At 60.4% G+C, this 18,723-nt stretch carries 16 protein-coding genes; 12 read left to right on the top strand and 4 right to left on the bottom strand.

The window, feature by feature from the left end:
• Window positions 1–12: 12 nt before the first annotated feature.
• The 3 genes from MXF20_RS13535 (at window position 13) to lplT (ending at window position 4,832) form a co-directional block, all read left to right on the top strand.
• Window positions 13–1,404 (top strand): efflux transporter outer membrane subunit, encoded by a 1,392-nt coding sequence (locus MXF20_RS13535; protein WP_418936855.1) that lies wholly within the window; start codon window positions 13–15, stop codon window positions 1,402–1,404.
• A 90-nt stretch (window positions 1,405–1,494) separates the two neighbouring features.
• Window positions 1,495–3,645: a bifunctional acyl-ACP--phospholipid O-acyltransferase/long-chain-fatty-acid--ACP ligase gene (aas, locus tag MXF20_RS13540; protein WP_325969792.1), complete on the top strand. Its 2,151-nt coding sequence runs from the start codon at window positions 1,495–1,497 to the stop codon at window positions 3,643–3,645.
• On the top strand, window positions 3,642–4,832 hold the full coding sequence (lplT, locus tag MXF20_RS13545; protein ID WP_325969793.1) for a lysophospholipid transporter LplT: 1,191 nt from the start codon (window positions 3,642–3,644) through the stop codon (window positions 4,830–4,832). The genes aas and lplT overlap by 4 nt, the downstream gene beginning before the upstream one ends.
• 233 nt (window positions 4,833–5,065) lie before the next feature.
• On the opposite strand, the gene MXF20_RS13550 is transcribed toward lplT, so the two are convergent.
• The 4 genes from MXF20_RS13550 to mutH form a co-directional block, all read right to left on the bottom strand.
• On the bottom strand, window positions 5,066–6,106 hold the full coding sequence (locus MXF20_RS13550) for an NADP(H)-dependent aldo-keto reductase (protein WP_325969794.1): 1,041 nt from the start codon (window positions 6,104–6,106) through the stop codon (window positions 5,066–5,068).
• Window positions 6,107–6,249: 143 nt separating this feature from the next.
• On the bottom strand, window positions 6,250–6,468 hold the full coding sequence (locus MXF20_RS13555) for a YgdI/YgdR family lipoprotein (RefSeq protein WP_021506698.1): 219 nt from the start codon (window positions 6,466–6,468) through the stop codon (window positions 6,250–6,252).
• Window positions 6,469–6,584: 116 nt separating this feature from the next.
• Window positions 6,585–7,295: a TerC family protein gene (locus MXF20_RS13560; protein ID WP_021506699.1), complete on the bottom strand. Its 711-nt coding sequence runs from the start codon at window positions 7,293–7,295 to the stop codon at window positions 6,585–6,587.
• A 97-nt stretch (window positions 7,296–7,392) separates the two neighbouring features.
• Window positions 7,393–8,079, bottom strand: coding sequence for a DNA mismatch repair endonuclease MutH (gene mutH, locus MXF20_RS13565; protein WP_325969893.1), 687 nt, complete (start codon window positions 8,077–8,079; stop codon window positions 7,393–7,395).
• A gap of 684 nt (window positions 8,080–8,763) precedes the next feature.
• Here mutH and rppH point away from each other — a divergent pair.
• The 9 genes from rppH (at window position 8,764) to recC (ending at window position 18,700) form a co-directional block, all read left to right on the top strand.
• Complete coding sequence (rppH, locus tag MXF20_RS13570; RefSeq protein WP_031279497.1) at window positions 8,764–9,294, top strand: RNA pyrophosphohydrolase; 531 nt, start codon at window positions 8,764–8,766, stop codon at window positions 9,292–9,294.
• A gap of 12 nt (window positions 9,295–9,306) precedes the next feature.
• Window positions 9,307–11,553, top strand: coding sequence for a phosphoenolpyruvate--protein phosphotransferase (gene ptsP, locus MXF20_RS13575; protein WP_325969795.1), 2,247 nt, complete (start codon window positions 9,307–9,309; stop codon window positions 11,551–11,553).
• A 112-nt stretch (window positions 11,554–11,665) separates the two neighbouring features.
• Entirely contained in the window at window positions 11,666–12,547 is an 882-nt protein-coding gene (lgt, locus tag MXF20_RS13580) for a prolipoprotein diacylglyceryl transferase (RefSeq protein ID WP_325969796.1), read from the top strand.
• A complete protein-coding gene (gene thyA / locus MXF20_RS13585) occupies window positions 12,544–13,338 on the top strand; it encodes a thymidylate synthase (RefSeq protein WP_325969797.1) in 795 nt (264 codons plus the stop codon). Before lgt ends, thyA begins: the two co-directional genes overlap by 4 nt.
• Before the next feature lie 202 nt (window positions 13,339–13,540).
• On the top strand, window positions 13,541–14,011 hold the full coding sequence (locus MXF20_RS13590; protein ID WP_325969798.1) for a prepilin-type N-terminal cleavage/methylation domain-containing protein: 471 nt from the start codon (window positions 13,541–13,543) through the stop codon (window positions 14,009–14,011).
• On the top strand, window positions 14,002–14,541 hold the full coding sequence (locus MXF20_RS13595; RefSeq protein ID WP_325969799.1) for a prepilin peptidase-dependent protein: 540 nt from the start codon (window positions 14,002–14,004) through the stop codon (window positions 14,539–14,541). The genes MXF20_RS13590 and MXF20_RS13595 overlap by 10 nt, the downstream gene beginning before the upstream one ends.
• A complete protein-coding gene (locus MXF20_RS13600) occupies window positions 14,538–14,966 on the top strand; it encodes a DUF2509 family protein (protein WP_325969800.1) in 429 nt (142 codons plus the stop codon). The genes MXF20_RS13595 and MXF20_RS13600 overlap by 4 nt, the downstream gene beginning before the upstream one ends.
• Before the next feature lies 1 nt (window position 14,967).
• Complete coding sequence (locus MXF20_RS13605; protein WP_325969894.1) at window positions 14,968–15,240, top strand: prepilin-type N-terminal cleavage/methylation domain-containing protein; 273 nt, start codon at window positions 14,968–14,970, stop codon at window positions 15,238–15,240.
• A gap of 79 nt (window positions 15,241–15,319) precedes the next feature.
• The gene (gene recC, locus MXF20_RS13610) at window positions 15,320–18,700 is read left to right on the top strand and encodes an exodeoxyribonuclease V subunit gamma (RefSeq protein WP_325969801.1); all 3,381 of its coding nucleotides are present in this window, start codon (window positions 15,320–15,322) and stop codon (window positions 18,698–18,700) included.
• Window positions 18,701–18,723 lie beyond the last annotated feature (23 nt).

An 18,723-nucleotide genomic window follows, 5' to 3' on the forward strand; every position in this document is an offset into this window, starting at 1 on the left:
TTGATGAAAATGATGAACATTGGCGCGCTGACGGCGGCGCTGCTGGTTACTGGCTGTAGCGTTGGCCCCGATTATCAGCGTCCGGCGATGGCGCTGCCTACGCATTATAAAGAGGCCAAAGGCTGGACGCCGGCCACGCCGCAGGACGCCAGCCGCAAAGGGGCATGGTGGACGGTGTATCACGATGCCACCTTGTCCAGCCTGCTGCGCCAGGTGAGCATCTCCAACCAGAACGTCGCCAGTTATGCGGCGCAGTATCGTGAAGCCCAGGCGCTGAGCGCGCAGTCCCGCGCCGCGCTGTTCCCGTCACTCGACTACGATGCCAGCAGCACGCGCAGCGGCAGCCGCGCCAGCACCAGCGGTCAGCGCAGCGTCAGCAACAGCCACAGTGCCACGCTGAGTGCCAGCTGGGAGCTGGATCTGTGGGGCAAACTGCGCCGCACCCAGGAAGAGGATAAGGCCAGCGCGCAGGCCAGCCAGGCTGAACTGGCCAATGTCACGCTGAGTGCCCAGTCAGAACTGGCGCAGGACTATTTTCAGCTGCGCATCATCGACGAAAAGATCGCGCTCTATCAGCGCAGCATTGAAGCTTATCAGCGCTATCTCAGCGTGATCGACAACAAGTACCGCGCCGGTAGCGAATCCCGCGCCACCCTGGCGCAGGCGCAGATGCAGCTGGAGAGCGCCCGCGCTTCGGCGCAGGATTATCAGTGGCAGCGCGCGCAGCTGGAGCACGCGGTGGCGCTGCTGCTGGGGCGTGCGCCAGCCGACTTTACGCTGCCGGTGGCGAAGCTGGATGTCACGCTGCCGTCCATTCCGCAGAGCCTGCCTTCGGCACTGCTGCAGCGCCGGCCGGACATCGCCTATGCCGAACGTAACGTGGCGGCCGCCAACGCAGCGGTCGGGGTGGCGATTGCCGGTTACTATCCCGACCTGACGCTCAGCGCCAGCGGTGGCGTGACCGCCTCAGCCCTCCACAGCTTATTGTCGCTGCCGAATCGCGTCTGGTCGCTGGGGCCGGAGCTTAGCGGTACGCTGCTCGATTTTGGCGCGACCTCGGCGAAAGTGGCGCAGGCGCGTGCCGACTATGACGCCAGCGTGGCCACCTATCGCCAGACGGTGCTGACGGCGCTGGGAGAAGTAGAAGATAACCTGGTGGAACTGAACACCCTGCAGGGGGAAATCGCCGCGCAGCAGCGCGCCGCCGTGGCGGCACAGGATTCAGCACGCGTGACGCGTAACCAGTATGACGCCGGCATGATCGATTACCTTGATGTCGCTACCACGGAAAACAGCAGCCTGAGCGAACAGCAGAGCCTGCTGTCGCTGCAGAGTAGCCAGTGGGTGAGCAGCGTGGCGCTGATCGCCGCGCTGGGCGGCGGCTGGCAGGGCGAATCACCCTGAATGCATCACGATAAATCACTGCGCTACTTGTCGAACATCCCCGGATCCTGCAAGGTAAGAACCATTTTTTACCGCTGCTAAGGAGCTGGCATGCTATTTACCGTTCTGCGTTTCCTCTGTCGCCTGTTATGGCGCGTTGAGCTGCGTGGCGATCTGACTGCCCTGCACAAAGAAAAAGTGCTGATCACGCCAAACCACATGTCGTTTCTCGATGGCGTGCTGCTGGCACTGTTTCTGCCCATCAAACCGGTGTTCGCCGTCTATTCTTCGATCAGCGAACAGTGGTATATGCGCCTGCTCAGGCCGGTCATCGACTTCGTGCCGCTCGACCCCACCAAACCGATGTCGATCAAACATCTGGTGCGCATGATCAACGAAGGGCGCCCGGTGGTGATCTTTCCGGAAGGGCGCATTACCGTCACCGGCTCATTGATGAAAATCTACAGCGGTGCTGGCTTCGTCGCTGCGAAATCTGCCGCCACCGTGGTGCCGATGCGCATTGAAGGCGCAGAGTACACGCCGTTTGGCCGCCTGGCCGGGGTGTTTAAACGCCGCCTGTTCCCGCGCATCACCCTGACGGTGCTGCCGGCCACGGTGATTCCGATGCCAGAGGCAAAACGCGCGCGCGACCGTCGCGTGCTGGCCGGTGAGCACTTACACCACGTGATGATGGAAGCGCGCATGGCGGTGCGCCCGCGCGAAACGCTGTTTGAGGCCTTTCTCAACGCGCGCACTCGCTACGGGCTGACCAAATCCTGCATCGAAGACATTAACTTTAAGCCGGACAGCTACACCGGGCTGCTGAAAAAAGCGCTCGGCGTCGGACGCATTCTGGAGCGCTACAGCCAGCAGGGCGAATACGTTGGCCTGCTACTGCCGAACGCCACGGTGACCGCGGCGGCGATTCTCGGCGCTTCACTGCGCGGCCGCGTGCCGGCCATGCTCAACTATACCGCCGGCATCAACGGCATGCGCGCGGCGCTGACCGCCTCGCAGGTAAAAACCGTGTTTACCTCGCGCCAGTTCCTGGAGAAGGGCAACCTGTGGCACCTGCCGCAGGGGCTGACGGAGGTGCAGTGGATCTATCTGGAGGATCTGAAAGATACCGTCACGCTGCAGGACAAACTGTGGATCCTCGCGCACCTGCTGCTGCCACGCCGGGCACAGGTTGCCCAGCAGCCAGAAGACGCGGCAATGGTGCTGTTTACCTCCGGCTCGGAAGGCAATCCCAAAGGCGTGGTGCACTCGCATAAAAGCCTGCTGGCGAATGTGGAGCAGATTCGCACCGTGGCGGATTTCACCCCGCGCGACCGCTTTATGTCGGCGCTGCCGCTGTTCCACGCCTTCGGCCTCACCGTCGGGCTGTTCACGCCGCTGCTGACCGGCGCGCAGGTGTTTCTCTATCCCAGCCCGCTGCACTATCGCATCGTGCCGGAACTGGTATACGACCGTAACTGCACCGTGCTGTTTGGCACCTCCACCTTCCTTGGCAACTATGCGCGCTTTGCCAGCCCGTACGATTTCGCCCGGCTGCGCTACGTGGTGGCCGGTGCTGAGAAGCTGCAGGAAGGCACGCGCCAGATCTACATGGAGAAATACGGCATCCGCATCCTCGAAGGGTACGGCGTGACCGAGTGTGCACCGGTGGTGGCCATTAACGTGCCGATGGCCGCCAAATCGCATACCGTCGGGCGTATTCTGCCGGGCATGGATTCACGTCTGATTGCGGTACCGGGTATTGAACAGGGCGGACGCCTGCAGCTGCGCGGTCCGAACGTGATGAACGGCTATCTGCGGGTGGAAAACCCCGGCGTGCTGGAGCCGCCGGTGGCGGATAACGGCGAAGGCGAACAGGAAGCCGGCTGGTACGATACCGGTGACATTGTCAGCTTTGACGAGGGCGGTTTCTGTCAGATTCAGGGGCGCGCCAAACGCTTCGCCAAAATCGCCGGTGAGATGGTGTCGCTGGAGAGCGTGGAGCAGATCGCCCTGAAAGCCTCGGCGGAGAAACAGCACGCGGCGTCGCTGCGGCCCGATGGCCAGCGCGGTGAAGCGCTGGTGTTGTTTACCACCGACAGCGAGCTCAGCCGCGACCGGCTGCAGCAGGCCGCGCGTGAGATCGGTGCGCCAGAGCTGGCGGTGCCACGCGACATTCGCTACATGAAGCAACTGCCGATGCTGGGCAGTGGTAAACCAGACTACGTCAGCCTGAAACAGCTGGCAGAAGAGGAACGGGCATGAGCCAGACGGTGAATCCGGACGCCCCTTTGCTGTCGCGCAGTATGCTGGCGGTGATCGTGGCACAGTTTTTCTCTGCCTTTGGCGACAACGCGCTGTTGTTCGCCACGCTGGCGCTGCTGAAAAACCAGTTCTACCCGGACTGGAGCCAGCCGATACTGCAGATGCTGTTTGTGGCCACTTACATTCTGCTCGCGCCGTTTGTCGGGCAGATGGCCGACAGCTTTGCCAAAGGGCGGGTGATGATGTTCGCCAACAGCCTCAAGCTGCTTGGGGCGCTGACGATCTGCTTCGGCTTCAACCCGTTCCTCGGCTATACGCTGGTGGGCGTCGGCGCGGCGGCGTATTCGCCCGCCAAATACGGCATCCTGACGGAGATCACCAGCGGCGCACGGCTGGTGAAAGCCAACGGACTGATGGAGTCGTCAACCATTGCGGCGATTCTGCTCGGCTCGGTGGCGGGTGGCGTGCTCGCCGACTGGCATCTGCTGGCGGCACTGGTGGTGTGTGCGCTCACTTACGCACTGGCGGTGGTGGCGAACCTGTTCATTCCACGTCTGCAGCCAGCGCGCCCCGGCCAGAGCTGGCACGCTGGCGTGATGCTGCGCAGCTTTATCGCCTCGGCACAGCTGCTGTGGCGTAACGGTGAAACGCGCTTCTCGCTGCTCGGCACCAGCCTGTTCTGGGGCGCCGGCGTCACGCTGCGCTTCCTGCTGGTGCTGTGGGTGCCGGTGGCGCTCGGCATTACAGACAACAAAACGCCGACCACGCTAAATGCCATGGTGGCGATCGGTATCGTGATCGGCGCGGCCGCGGCGGCAAAGCTGGTCACGCTGCAAACGGTGCGGCGCTGCATGCCGGCCGGCGTGCTGATTGGCGTGATGGTGGTGCTGTTCTCGCTGCAGCACAGCCTGCTGAATGCGTATCTGCTGCTGATGCTGATTGGTGCGCTCGGCGGCTTCTTTGTGGTGCCGCTCAACGCGCTGCTGCAGGAGCGCGGCAAAGATACCGTGGGTTCAGGTAATGCCATTGCGGTGCAAAATCTCGGTGAGAACAGCGCGATGCTGATGATGCTGGGGCTGTATACCGTGGCGATTAAGCTGGGTGCGCCAGCGGTCGCGACGGGGGTGGGCTTCGGCGCGCTGTTCGCCATGGCGATTGCCGTGCTGTGGTGGAAAGCGCGTCGCTGAGCGGCGCAGAAAGGGACCAGGTCGCCATGAATGGCGACCCTACCCTGGACTGGCGCGTACGCTAAAACCACAGCTGGTATGCGAAGGTCACAAACCCTGTAGGGTGCGCGTTAACGCGCACCGAAACCACAGCAGGTACGCCAGGGGTAACAAACCCTGTAGGGTGCGCGTTTACGCGCACCACAACCGCAGCACAAAGCCTGTAGGGTGCGCGTTAACGCGCACCAGGGGGATTACGGTGCCGGATACGTGTACTGACGGTGAATCGCTTCCAGCGCCTCTAACACCTCGCCGCTCAGCGTCAGATTAAAACTCTCCACGTTAACCTTCAGCTGTTCCATGGTGGTGGCACCGAGCAGGGTGCTGGCCACAAACGGCTGCTGCCGCACATAGGCCAGCGCCATCTGCGACGGATCAAGGTTGTGCTGTTTCGCCAGCGCCACGTAGGCAGCAATCGCCTGTTCTGACTGCTCACCGCTGTAGCGGGTAAAGCGGCTGAACAGCGTATTGCGCGCGCCGGCCGGTTTCGCCCCATTAAGGTATTTGCCGCTCAGCGTGCCAAACGCCAGGCTGGAATAAGCCAGCAGCTCCACGCCTTCGTGCTGGCTGATTTCCGCCAGGCCCACTTCAAAACTGCGGTTCAGCAGGCTGTACGGATTCTGAATGGTGACGATACGCGGCAGCTCGTGTTTCTCTGCCAGCTGCAGGTAGCGCATCACGCCCCACGCGGTTTCGTTAGACACGCCGATGTAGCGAATCTTGCCCGCGCGCACCTGTTCGGTCAGCGCCTCCAGCGTCTCCAGCAGCGTAACGGTGGCGGTGTTGTCGCTGTACTGATAACCCAGCTTGCCAAAGAAGTTGGTCTGGCGCTGCGGCCAGTGCAGCTGGTAGAGGTCGAGGTAATCGGTGTTGAGGCGCTTCAGGCTGGCATCCAGCGCTTCGCGGATGTTTTTGCGGTCCAGCGCCTGGTTGGGACGGATCAGCGCATCGCTGCCGCGTACCGGGCCGGCGACTTTACTCGCCAGAATGATTTTGTCGCGGCTGCCGCGCTTTTGCAGCCAGCTGCCAATGTATTTTTCGGTCAGGCCCTGCGTTTCCGGACGCGGTGGCACCGGATACATCTCGGCGGTATCAATCAGGTTAATACCCTGGCTAACGGCGTAATCAAGCTGCTGGTGGGCGTCGGCTTCGCTATTCTGCTCACCAAACGTCATCGTGCCTAACCCCAGCTGACTGACTTCCAGCGTGCTATGGGGGATACGGTGATAATGCATTGCCGGCTTCCTTTTTTCATTATGAAACGGAATGTTGTGTTCTCTGGGACTATAGCCTGTGAAGTGGCGGAGAAGGAAGGGGGGAAAGTTCGGGAAATCGCCTGCACAGGGGGAAAACGCGTACAGGCGAGGCAATTTGGCACTTAACGCTCAATGATGGTGGACACCTCGTCACCATTAATTTGCATAACGTGCCCCTGTTCGTCGGTGTACTGCACCAGACCGGTTTCTTTATCAATCGACGGCTTACCTTCGGTCATAATCATGCGGCCATCTTTGGTGGCCATAACGTAATCACTGCTGCAACCGCTTAATGCCAGCGCCGCCAGCAGCAGGCCCACTGCACTTACCAACCCTTTCATTCTCAGCTCCCTCAAGCCACTTCAACAGCAAAAGTGTAGTAATAAATGCTTTTGCCAGCTGGAGTAATCGCATCATTCCTAAAATAACAGGGCGAGATGCGCTCGCCCTTGACAGGTTACGCTTTGTTTTTCCTGCTGCGCATCAGGTTCAGACACTCTACTGCCATGGAGAAGAACATCGCAAAATAAATGTAACCTTTTGGTACATGCATACCAAAACTCTCGAGGATCAGGGTAAAGCCGACCAGAATCAGAAACGCCAGCGCCAGCATTTTGACCGACGGATGCCGTTCAACAAACTCGCCGATCGCGCGCGCGGCCACCATCATCATTAGCACCGCGATGACCACCGCTGCCATCATGATGAACAGGTGATCGGACAGGCCGACAGCGGTAATCACCGAATCGAGGCTGAAGATAATGTCCAGCAGCATGATCTGCACGATCGCGCCGAAGAAGGAGTGCACATTGGTTTTGTGCTCCTCTTCGCCGCCTTCGATGGTTTCGTGGATCTCCATGCTCGATTTCCACAGCAGGAACAGGCCGCCGAACAGCAGGATCAAATCGCGCGCGGAGAAGGCGTGATCCATGATAGAGAACAACGGCTGCGTCAGCCGCACCACCCAGGCGATGGAGGCCAGCAGCCCGAGGCGCATCAACATCGCTCCCATCAGCCCCAGCCGGCGCGCCCGGTTTTGCTGGTGTTGCGGCAGTTTCGCGACCACCAGTGACAGGAAAATAATGTTATCAATACCCAGCACCACTTCCAGAATGGTTAATGTTCCCAGCGCCAGCCAGGCGTTGGGATCAGCAATCCAGTCAAACATGAATCCTTCATTCCTAAACGAAAAGTAAACGGGAATTATACACGGCCCGGGCGGTGGTGCCTAAAGCGATCCTGCAAGAGCCACGCTGGAGAGGGGATTACAGTAAAAAATGGCGTGCCAGCAGTGGTCCGGTAAAGCTCTTCTTGAGATAAAAACCGCGCGGCAGCGTCATGATCGGCTCGCCGTGTTCGCCGATGGCTTCGGTCAGCGCTTTGCTGTTGGCGGCTTTCGGCCGGATTTGCAGCCACGCGCCGTGGCGGGCGGTGATGCGCTCCACCTGGCCGAGCACGATCATGTCCATCAGCTCTTCCCAGTCTTCGCGCAGCTGCTGCTCTTCCTCTGCGTTCGGCTGCCACAGCAATGGCGTGCCGACGCGGCGCTCGGCCAGCGGAATGGCGCGATCGCCCTCCACCGGGATCCACAGCACACGCGCCAGTTTGTGGCGCACGTGGCTGGTTTGCCAGGTAACGCCGCTGTTGCCGGTGAGCGGTGCCACGCAGACAAAGGTGGTTTCCAGCGGCTTGCCCTGCGCATCGACCGGAATGGTTTTGAGTTCAATGCCCAGATGGGCAAAATCCTGTTCGGCTTTACTGCCGGCGCTGGCACCCAGATGCAGCTCCAGCAGCATGCCAACCCAACCTTTGTCGCGGCGTAAATCAGCCGGCATCGCCAGACCGAGCTGCGCCGCCAGCGCTTCAAAGCGCTGACCAGCGAGCTGTTGGGCACGCTGCAGCAGTTCGGTTTCGTTGAGGGGCGCAGCGGGCAAGGCGGCAGGGGAATTCATCATAACGCTCGCATTGGTTAAAAGGTAAGCAGTAAATCTCAGTGCAGGTTGTTCACATCATGCCGGACTGAGTAACCGTGATAATAGCATGATTCAGCATGCTTTTTTAACGCGACTGGCCTGCTGCCTGCAGAAGTAACATGCGGTTATCCCGGTTTGTTATCGACAATGAACAGGATCTTAAACCCAGTTATCCACAGAAAAGTGGGATAACCGTGTGTTTTGCCCACCCCTGTTTCCATTTACAGCCTTGACTTTAGCGTTTTGCACGCTTTTTTTTCGTTCTTTGCCCAGGTTTAGGACATTCTCTGTGGATAAAATCAACGGTGATGGATCTTTGAGCAGCGGCAAAAGTCAGGCGCTTAATAACTGACGATCGCGGGATGCATTTGAACGCGGATGCTATTTATCTTTATGATTTTTATATTTTTAAATGCTATCGCTTACGGTGACCATAAGAGTTTTCTGAAGCGGTTATTCAGCTAATTCCCGTGTTCTGCACAAAGCTATCCACAGAAAAGGTGAATAAGATCGCCGTTAATTGCCCCTTTCTGTTTATAACATGGCTATTATCTGTGAGTTATCCCATTGTTATTCGGTTGGCGACACGAATATCCAGTGGTTTACCGCCTGTAAGGAGTGTGAAACAATCAGGCTATTCAAATTTAGCTTTGAGGTAGTCCAGTGATCGATGATGATGGCTACCGCCCGAATGTTGGTATCGTAATCTGTAACAGGCAGGGACAAGTGTTATGGGCCAGGCGCTTCGGACAGCACTCCTGGCAGTTTCCTCAGGGAGGCATCAATCCGGGTGAAACCGCTGAACAGGCGATGTATCGCGAACTGTTCGAAGAAGTGGGTTTACACCGCAAAGATGTTCGAATACTTGCTTCAACCCGTAACTGGTTACGTTACAAGTTGCCAAAACGTTTGGTGCGTTGGGACACAAAGCCGGTGTGTATCGGCCAGAAACAAAAGTGGTTTCTTCTGCAGTTGATGTGTAGTGACGCGGATATCAATGTGCAACACAGCAGCACGCCGGAGTTCGACGGCTGGCGCTGGGTCAGCTTCTGGTATCCGGTACGTCAGGTTGTCTCTTTCAAGCGCGATGTGTATCGCCGCGTGATGAAGGAATTCGCTGGCGTGGTGATGTCTATGCAGGAGAGTGCGGGGCAGCGCAATAACAACGCCGCCCATCGACGTAAAAGAGGATAGGCCACGCCCTTTATGCTCACTCAGTTGCGCGAAATTGTAGAGAAAGTGGCGAGTGCACCGCGTCTGAATGAAGCACTCGACATTTTGGTCAACGAAATATGCCTGGCGATGGAGACCGAGGTCTGCTCGGTTTACCTCGCCGATCACGATCGACGTTGCTACTACCTGATGGCGACGCGCGGCCTGAAAAAGCCGCGCGGCCGCACCGTTACGCTGGCGTTCGACGAAGGTATCGTCGGGCTGGTGGGCCGCCTGGCCGAACCGATCAACCTTGCCGATGCGCAAAGCCATCCCAGTTTTAAATACATTCCCTCCGTAAAAGAAGAGCGCTACCGCTCATTCCTCGGTGTGCCGATTATCAGCCGTCGTCAGCTACTGGGCGTACTGGTGGTGCAACAGCGCGAACATCGCCAGTTCGACGAGAGTGAAGAGTCGTTCCTGGTGACGCTGGCGACGCAGATGGCCGTGCTGCTGTCGCAGTCGCAGCTTGGTCAGCTGTTCGGTCAGTTCCGCCAGACGCGCGTTAAAGCGATTGCTGCCGCGCCGGGCGTGGCCGTCGCGCCGGGCTGGGTTGATGAAACGCAGCCGCTGCTCGACCAGGTTTCCGCCGCCTCCACGCTTGATACGCAGCGTGAACGCGAGCGTCTGGTCGTTGCGATGGGCGAGGCGGGCAACGAATTTCGTCGCTTCAGCAAACGTTTCGCGGCCAGCGTGCAGAAAGAGAGCGCGGCGATCTTCGATCTCTATTCACACCTGCTCACCGATGCGCGGCTGAAAAAAGATCTGTTTGCCGAGATCGAACGGGGATCGGTGGCTGAGTGGGCGGTGAAAACGGTGATCGAGAAGTTCGCCGCTCAGTTTGCCAGCCTGCAGGATCACTATTTACGCGAGCGCGCCGGGGATCTGCGCGTGCTCGGCCAGCGCCTGCTGTTCCACCTTGACGACACGCTGGTGGGCACCAATGCCTGGCCGGAACGCTTTGTGCTGGTGGCCGATGAACTCACCGCCACCACGCTGGCAGAGTTGCCGCAGGAGCGGCTGGCGGGCGTGGTGGTGCGCGATGGCGCAGCCAACTCGCACGCGGCGATCCTGACGCGTGCCATGGGCATTCCGACCGTGATGGGCGCAGACATTCTGCCGTCGCAGCTCAATAAGCGACTGCTGATCGTTGACGGCTATCGCGGCGAAGTGCTGATCGATCCTGAACCGGTGCTGGTGCAGGAGTACCAGCGGCTGATCAGCGAAGAGAACGCGCTGAGCAAAATGGCCGAAGACGTGGTGGAGCAGCCCGGCGAGCTGAAAAGCGGCGAACGCGTGCAGGTGATGCTCAACGCCGGTCTCAGCCCGGAACATGAACAGGCGCTCGACAGCTGGGTCGATGGCATCGGCCTGTACCGCACCGAAATTCCGTTCATGCTGCAAAGCGGCTTCCCGTCGGAAGAGGAGCAGGTGGCGCAATACCAGGGCATGCTGCAACTGTTTTACGACAAGCCGGTGACGCTGCGTACGCTGGATGTCGGTGCCGACAAACAGCTGCCCTATATGCCGATCAGCGAAGAGAACCCGTGTCTCGGCTGGCGCGGTATTCGTCTGACGCTCGATCAGCCGGAGATCTTCCTGGTGCAGGTGCGCGCCATGCTGCGCGCCAACGTCGCCTCCGGCAACCTGAGCATTCTGCTGCCGATGATCAGTCATATCGACGAGATCGAAGAGGCGCGGCGCCTGATCGATCGCGCCGGTCGCGAAGTGGAGGAGATGCTCGGTTATGCCATTCCGAAACCGCGCATTGGCGTGATGATTGAAGTGCCGTCGATGCTGTTCCTGATCCCGCATCTGGCGGATCGCGTGGACTTTATCTCCGTCGGCACCAACGATCTCACCCAGTATCTGCTGGCGGTCGATCGCAACAACACCCGCGTCGCCAACCTCTACGACTCGCTGCATCCGGCGATGCTGCGTGCGCTGCAAACCATCGCCAGCGAAGCCCGCCAGGCCAAACTGGAGCTGTGTCTGTGTGGTGAAATGGCGGGCGATCCGATGTGCGTCGCGCTGCTGGTGGGGCTGGGTTATCACCATCTCAGCATGAACGGCAAGAACATTCCGCGCGTCAAATACCTGCTGCGCCACCTCGATTATGAAGAGGCGCACAAGCTGAGCCAGCAGGGCGTAATGGCGCATACCGCGTCTGAGGTGCGCCATCTGGTATCGGCGTTCATGGAGCGGCGCGGCCTGGGCGGACTGATTCGCGGCGGACGTTAACTGTTTACATTTCTGCGGAAATTGTGAAAAGCGGCTGTGCTATGATGCGCAGCCTTTTATTGTATGGCCCTTTAGCCACGCCCTTTTGCGGGCAGAAAAAACATGGTGAAAGATGACTAACGGCTACATTTCATTTCCCCAATTCGATCCGGTGATCTTCTCCATCGGACCGGTTTCGCTGCACTGGTACGGCCTGATGTATCTGGTAGGCTTTGTGTTTGCTATGTGGCTGGCGGTGCGCCGCGCCAACAAACCCGGCAGCGGCTGGAAAAAAGAAGAGGTTGAAAACCTGCTGTACGCGGGCTTCCTCGGCGTGTTCCTCGGCGGCCGCATCGGCTACGTACTGTTCTACAACCTGCCGCTGTTCCTCGACAACCCGCTTTATCTGTTCAAAGTGTGGGACGGCGGCATGTCGTTCCACGGCGGTCTGATTGGGGTGATCGTGGTGATGCTGATCTTCGCCCGTCGCACCAAACGCACCTTCTTCCAGGTCTCTGATTTCATTGCGCCGCTGATCCCGTTTGGCCTCGGTGCCGGCCGTCTCGGCAACTTCATCAACGGCGAACTGTGGGGCCGCGTGGCGCCTGACTTTAAATTCGCCATGCTGTTCCCGGGTTCGCGCAGTGAAGACCTCGCGCTGGCGGCCAATAACCCGCAGTATCAGCAACTGCTGAATACGTACGGCGTGCTGCCGCGCCATCCGTCACAGCTGTATGAGCTGTGCCTGGAAGGCATCGTGCTGTTTATCATTCTCAACCTGTTTATTCGCAAGCCGCGCCCGATGGGCAGCGTCTCCGGCCTGTTCCTGATTGGCTACGGCGCATTCCGCATCATCGTGGAATTTTTCCGCCAGCCGGATGCCCAGCTTGGCCTGTTCGAAGGCGGTATCAGTATGGGCCAGATTCTGTCGATCCCGATGATTCTGGCCGGCGTAATTATGATGGTCTGGGCGTATCGTCGTCGCCCGCAGCAACAAACGCGTGAGGTAAAATGAAACAGTATCTGGATTTGATGCAACATGTGCTGAATGAAGGCGCAGAAAAGGCCGACCGTACCGGCACCGGCACGCTCTCCATCTTTGGCCACCAGATGCGTTTCAACTTGCAGGACGGCTTTCCGCTGGTCACCACCAAGAAGGTGCATCTGCGCTCGATCATTCATGAGCTGCTGTGGTTCCTCAAAGGCGACACCAACATCGGTTACCTGAAAGAGAACAAGGTCACCATCTGGGATGAATGGGCGGATGAAAACGGCGATCTGGGCCCGGTCTACGGCAAGCAGTGGCGCAGCTGGGGCACGGCTTCTGGCGAAGAGATCGATCAAATCAGCAAGGTGATTGAGCAGCTGAAACGCGATCCGGATTCGCGCCGCATTATCGTCTCGGCGTGGAACGTTGGCGAGCTGGATCAGATGGCGCTGGCGCCCTGCCACGCCTTCTTCCAGTTCTACGTGGCGAACGGCAAGCTGTCCTGCCAGCTGTACCAGCGTTCATGCGATATCTTCCTCGGCCTGCCGTTCAACATCGCCAGCTATGCGCTGCTGGTGCACATGGTGGCGCAGCAGTGCGATCTTGAGGTGGGCGATTTCGTCTGGACCGGCGGCGATACGCACCTGTACAGCAACCATCTCGAACAGGCGCGCCTGCAGCTGACGCGTGAACCGCGACCGCTGCCGAAGCTGGTGATTAAGCGTAAGCCCGCGTCAATCTTCGATTACCAGTTCGATGATTTTGAGATAGAAGGCTACGATCCGCATCCGGCGATCAAAGCGCCAGTGGCCGTGTAATCTGCCGCTGTTCCGCATCAGGCCCTGCCATCGCGCAGGGCTTTTTTTTGCCTGCTCTCCGTTCGCTTCTCCGGAAGTTTTCTGAATCCGCCGCGCAAAAAACGGTATGGGTCTGCAACGCACATCATTCTCCTGCGGCACACTTTCCATCTTCTCCATTTGCTGCTGTTGCTTTGCATCCGGCTGGCGCAGAGTGCTGGCTATGAACAGAAACGCAAACGCCGGCTTTACGCTGCCGGAACTGCTGCTGGTGATGGTGATCGCCGGCATCCTCAGCGTCGCAGCCTTACAGGGCTGGCAGCGCTGGCAGCAGTATCAGCAACTGCGCGACAGCGTACTGCAGCTCCAGAGCTTTTTGCTGCGGCTGCGCGCGCACGCCAGCTGGCACAATCGCGACCTCAGCCTGTGGCTGCAGCCGGGCGAAAACGGCTGCCTGGGTACCGGGCCGCAGCCCGCAGAAGGGTGTCAGCTGCCGTCGCGCTGGCTGTACCGGCCGCCTTATCGCGAGGTGCGTATCACCGCGCTGGTCGGTGAGCCGGGCTTTTACGGCAGACGCGATGTTGCCCGGCCTGGCAGTATCGAACTGGAAAGCGTGGCCGGCCGCTGGCGCGTCATCCTTTCCGCCCGGGCGCGCATCCGCGTCTGCCAGCCGGGAGAAAAGGGATGCGAATAGCGCAGCAGGGCTTCAGTCTGCTGGAGATGCTGATCGCCATGGCAATTGGTGCGGTACTGATGGTGAGCATTGGCCGCTTTCTGCCGCTGCTGCTGGAGCAGAACCTGCGCCTGCAGCAGCGGGTCCAGCTGCAACAGGAGCTGCAGCAGATTGCCGGCTCACTGGCCAAAGCGTTGCGCCGTGCCGGTTACTGTCATGGGCAGTGCAGCGGTGCGGCGCTCACGCTGGTGAGCGGCGGCAGCTGTGTACTGCTGCGCTGGGATGAAAACAGCAATGGACGCTGGGAAGGCGTCGGCCACAGTGAAAGCGATTTTTACGGCTATCGCCTGCGCAGCGGACAGCTGGAGATGCAGCGCGGCGTGGACGAGTGCAGCAGCAACGGCTGGGAGCGCATCACCGATCCGGCATTCCTCACCCTCAGCACCTTCCGGGTTGAGCGTCAGGACGCGCGGCTGCTGTTGCAGCTGGCCGCCACGGCGGGCAGCCAGCAGGCCGGGCTGACGATGATGATTGAGGGACTCAACCTGTGAAGCAGCAGGGCAACAGCACGCTCGGCATGGTGGTGATGTTACTGCTGATGGGCGGCCTTACGCTGCACGCCACACGTACGCAGCTGGCACAGGGCATGGCGCTGGTGGCCGACGAGCAGCAGCATCAGCAGGATTTCTGGCTGGCGCGGGCCGCGTTACAGTGGGGCCTGCAGCAAAACTGGCCGCAGGCCGCGGGCTGGCAGTGTCAGAGCGGTCTGGGCGACGCGTGGCACAGCTGTCTGCTGCGGCAGGAGGAGAATCATGGCTTATTATCGGCGCTTGGCACCGGGCGCTCGCTCGTGCTTTATCAATGGGTTTCACTGCGCAACGGTCAGCTGCAGCCACAGCCGCATGGCTGGATCGACTACTGCCCGCTGGCGAAGGCGCAACAGTGTCCGCAGCCCGAGGCAACAGCAGGGTTTTAGCCTGGCGGAAACGCTGGTTGCCATGCTGCTGCTGGCGATGACCATCAGCGCGCTGCTGCAGTATCATCGCGCGCTGGCGCTGGGGTTCAGCCAGCAGTGGCAGCAGCGCCAGGCCTGGCAGGTGGCCGGGCAGGCGCTGCTCGGGCGCGACACCACCGGCTGGCAGATTGTGCACCAGCCGCAGAGCTTACCTGGCGGCTGCGTGCTGGATCGCGTTACCGTCACCGGACCTCATCAGCGCACGGCTTCGCTGGCGCGGCTCAATTGCCGCTAAGGTGATGCCGGCGGGTAGGCAGGCCAGACGATTAAGGGTAGAGTGACCGGGCTGCGCTTTCCCTCGTTTAAGGAGTTTTATGTTCCGGGTTTACCACTCCAATCGGTTAGATTTATTGAAAGACTTAGCGGTAGAGCTGATAAAACTCCAGCCGCTGGCCGATCCGCTCGCGGCTGAGCAGGTGCTGGTACAGAGCCCGGGCATGGCGCAGTGGCTGCAAATGGAGCTGGCTAACCGCTTCAATATTGCTGCCAACATCGATTTTCCGCTGCCCGCCAGCTTCATCTGGAGCATGTTCGTCAAAGTGCTGCCGGATATCCCGGAAGAGAGTGCTTTCACCAAAGCCAGCATGAGCTGGAAGCTGATGCACCGCCTGCCGGTGCTGCTGGAACAGGAGGCATTCCAGCCGCTGCGCGGCTATCTGCATGATGACGACGATCAGCGTAAACTCTACCAGCTGAGCGCACGCGTGGCGGATCTGTTCGACCAGTATCTGGTCTACCGCTCCGACTGGCTGAACCGCTGGGAGCGCGGTGAAAAGGTGGACGGCCTGAGCGATGCTCAGCAGTGGCAGGCGGCGCTGTGGCGCGATCTGGTTGAATTCACCCGCAGCCTCGGTCAGCCGATGTGGCACCGTGCCAATCTTTACGCCCGGTTTATCCAGGCGCTGGAGCAGGCGTCAACGCCGCCGCCGGGGCTGCCGCAACGCGTCTTCATCTGCGGTATTTCTGCGCTGCCGCCGGTGTATCTGCAGGCGCTGGAAGCGCTCGGCCGTCATATTGATATTCACCTGTTGTTCACCAATCCGTGTCGCGATTACTGGGGCGACATTCAGGATTATGCGTTTCTCGCCAGGCTGCAGAGCCGCCAGCGGTTGCGGCTGCATTCGCAGGAGACACAGCCGCTGTTCCGCGATCCCGATGCCGCACCGGCGTTGTTTAACGAACTGGGCGAGCAGCAACTGACCAATCCACTGCTGGCCTCGTGGGGCAAGCTGGGCCGCGACAACCTGTTTCTGCTGAGCCAGATGGAGTCCGCCGCCAACGACATTGATGCGTTTGTGGAGATGTCACCGGACAACCTGCTGCACTGCCTGCAGGCCGATCTGCTCAATCTTGAGGATCGCGCGGTGATCGGGCTCAGCGCTGGCGAACTGGCAGACAGCACGGACAAGCGCCGGCTCGATCCGCACGATCGTTCCATCACGCTCCAGGTGTGTCACAGCGCCCAGCGTGAAGTGGAAGTGCTGCAGGATCACCTGCTGGCACTGATGGAAGCCGACCCGGAACTGAAGCCGCGCGATATTATCGTCATGGTGGCAGACATTGACAGCTACGCGCCTTTTATCCAGGCGGCTTTTGCCAGCGCACCGCCTGAGCGTTACCTGCCGTTCGCCATCTCTGACCGGCGCGCCAGTCAGGCGCATCCGGCAATCCTCGCGCTGCTCAGCCTGCTGGCGCTGCCGGACAGCCGCTTTGCCTCGGAAGAGGTGCTGGCGCTGCTGGAGGTGCCGGCGCTGGCACAGCGCTTCTCGGTGGAGGAGAGCGGGCTGCGCCTGCTGCGCCGCTGGGTGATGGAATCCGGCATCCGCTGGGGACTGGATGACGCCAGCGTGGAAGCGCTGGCGCTGCCGGTAACCGGCCAGCACACCTGGCGCTTCGGCCTGCAGCGTATGCTGCTGGGCTACGCGCTGGAAAGCCGCAACGGTGACTGGCAGGGCATTATGCCGTATGACGAATCCAGCGGCCTGATCGCCGAGCTGGCGGGCCATCTGGCCGAGCTGCTGGCACGGCTCGACAGCTGGCGCACGCGCCTTGCGCAGACACGCACCCTGGCCGAATGGCTGCCGCTGTGCCGCGAGCTGATCGACAGCTTCTTCAGCGGCGATGCCGACAGCGAGGCGGCGCTGCTGCTGGTGGAAACCCAGTGGCAGGAGATCATTGAGCAGGGCATGCAGGCCGCTTATCAGCAGCCGATTCCGGTCACGCTGCTGCGTGATGAGCTGCGTGCGCGCCTCGATCAGCAGCGCATCAGCCAGCGCTTCCTGGCCGGGCCGATCAACTTCTGCACGCTGATGCCGATGCGCTCAATCCCCTTTAAAGTGGTGTGTCTGCTGGGGATGAATGACGGCGTGTATCCACGCACCTTAGCGCCGCTCGGTTTTGATCTGATGCAGCAGCAGTCGCGCAAAGGCGATCGCAGCCGGCGCGATGATGACCGCTATCTGTTCCTTGAGGCGCTGATTTCGGCGCAGCAGCAGCTGTACATCAGCTACATTGGCCGGGCGATTCAGGACAACACCGAGCGCTATCCCTCGGTGCTGGTGACTGAGCTGGTGGATTATCTGGCGCAGAGTTTCTGTTTACCGGGGGACGAAGCCTGTGAGCCGGACGTCAGCGAGCAGCGCGTGCGGGCGCATCTGCAACGGCTGCATAGCCGCATGCCGTTTGCGGCGGAAAATTTCCAGCCGGGAAGCCCCGTGCAAAGCTTCGCGGCAGAATGGCTGCCGGCGGCGACCGGCAGCGGCGTGGCGCAGCCCGAATTTATCCAGCCGTTGCCGGTCCAGCCGCTGACCACGCTGTCGCTGGAGCAGCTGCTGCGCTTCTGGCGTCATCCGGTACGGGCGTGGTTTCAGCAGCGCCTTGGCGTGGCCTTCTGGATGGAGGAGAGCGAGCTGCCGGACAGCGAGCCGTTTGCCCCGGACAGCCTGGAGCGCTACCAGATTAATGCCGAACTGCTTAATACGCTGGTCAACGGTGACGATCCGGCCCAGCTGTATGCGCACCACCGCGCCGCCGGTAATCTGCCTTACGGTGCCTTCGGGGAACTTTTCTGGCAAAGCCAGACCGAAGAGATGCAGGAGGTGGCGGCAGAAGTCAGCGCGCAACGGCTGCCGGCAGAGAGTTGGGAAGTCAATCTGACGCTGGGTGCAACGCAGTTGACCGGCTGGCTGACTCAGGTGCAAGCTGATGGGCTGCTGCGCTGGCGGCCGGGCGTGCTCAACATCAACGATGGCCTGCTGCTGTGGCTGGAGCATCTGGTGTATTGTGCGCTGGGCGGCAGCGGCACCAGCCGCATGTACGGTCGTAAACAGAGCCGCTGGCGCTTTGCGGCCGTGGCGCCTGAACAGGCGCTGGCGCAGCTGACAGAGTATGTGGCTGCCTGCGAAGCGGGGCTGGCCCAGCCGCTGCTGCTGCTGAATAAATCCGGTGGTGCCTGGCTGGACGCCAGCTTTGACAGCAAATCCGGCCAGCTACAGGAAGACGACGCCACGCAGAAAAAGGCGCTCAACAAGCTGCTGCAGGCATGGCAGGGCGGCTATCAGGTTGAAGGTGAGGGCAGCGATCCTTATCTGCAGCGGCTGTGCCGCACGCTGGACGAGCCGACGCAGCAGCAGATTATCGCTGCGGCGCGTCAGTGGTACTTGCCGGTGCGCCTCGCGCATCAGGATGATGAATAGCAACGGACGTGCGGCCTGGACAG

It is taken from the genome of Pantoea dispersa (assembly GCF_035783935.1).
GTDB classification, from domain to species: domain Bacteria; phylum Pseudomonadota; class Gammaproteobacteria; order Enterobacterales; family Enterobacteriaceae; genus Pantoea; species Pantoea dispersa_C.

Excerpts from the sequence above, each read along its gene's own strand:
- lgt (WP_325969796.1), top strand. The coding sequence starts at position 11,666 with ATGACTAACGGCTACATTTCATTTCCCCAATTCGATCCGGTGATCTTC.
- MXF20_RS13550 (WP_325969794.1), bottom strand. The coding sequence starts at position 6,106 with ATGCATTATCACCGTATCCCCCATAGCACGCTGGAAGTCAGTCAGCTG.
- recC (WP_325969801.1), top strand. The coding sequence starts at position 15,320 with ATGTTCCGGGTTTACCACTCCAATCGGTTAGATTTATTGAAAGACTTA.
- MXF20_RS13595 (WP_325969799.1), top strand. The coding sequence starts at position 14,002 with ATGCGAATAGCGCAGCAGGGCTTCAGTCTGCTGGAGATGCTGATCGCC.
- mutH (WP_325969893.1), bottom strand. The coding sequence starts at position 8,079 with ATGAATTCCCCTGCCGCCTTGCCCGCTGCGCCCCTCAACGAAACCGAA.
- aas (WP_325969792.1), top strand. The coding sequence starts at position 1,495 with ATGCTATTTACCGTTCTGCGTTTCCTCTGTCGCCTGTTATGGCGCGTT.
- MXF20_RS13535 (WP_418936855.1), top strand. The coding sequence starts at position 13 with ATGAACATTGGCGCGCTGACGGCGGCGCTGCTGGTTACTGGCTGTAGC.
- ptsP (WP_325969795.1), top strand. The coding sequence starts at position 9,307 with ATGCTCACTCAGTTGCGCGAAATTGTAGAGAAAGTGGCGAGTGCACCG.
- MXF20_RS13555 (WP_021506698.1), bottom strand. The coding sequence starts at position 6,468 with ATGAAAGGGTTGGTAAGTGCAGTGGGCCTGCTGCTGGCGGCGCTGGCA.
- MXF20_RS13560 (WP_021506699.1), bottom strand. The coding sequence starts at position 7,295 with ATGTTTGACTGGATTGCTGATCCCAACGCCTGGCTGGCGCTGGGAACA.
- MXF20_RS13590 (WP_325969798.1), top strand. The coding sequence starts at position 13,541 with ATGAACAGAAACGCAAACGCCGGCTTTACGCTGCCGGAACTGCTGCTG.
- thyA (WP_325969797.1), top strand. The coding sequence starts at position 12,544 with ATGAAACAGTATCTGGATTTGATGCAACATGTGCTGAATGAAGGCGCA.
- lplT (WP_325969793.1), top strand. The coding sequence starts at position 3,642 with ATGAGCCAGACGGTGAATCCGGACGCCCCTTTGCTGTCGCGCAGTATG.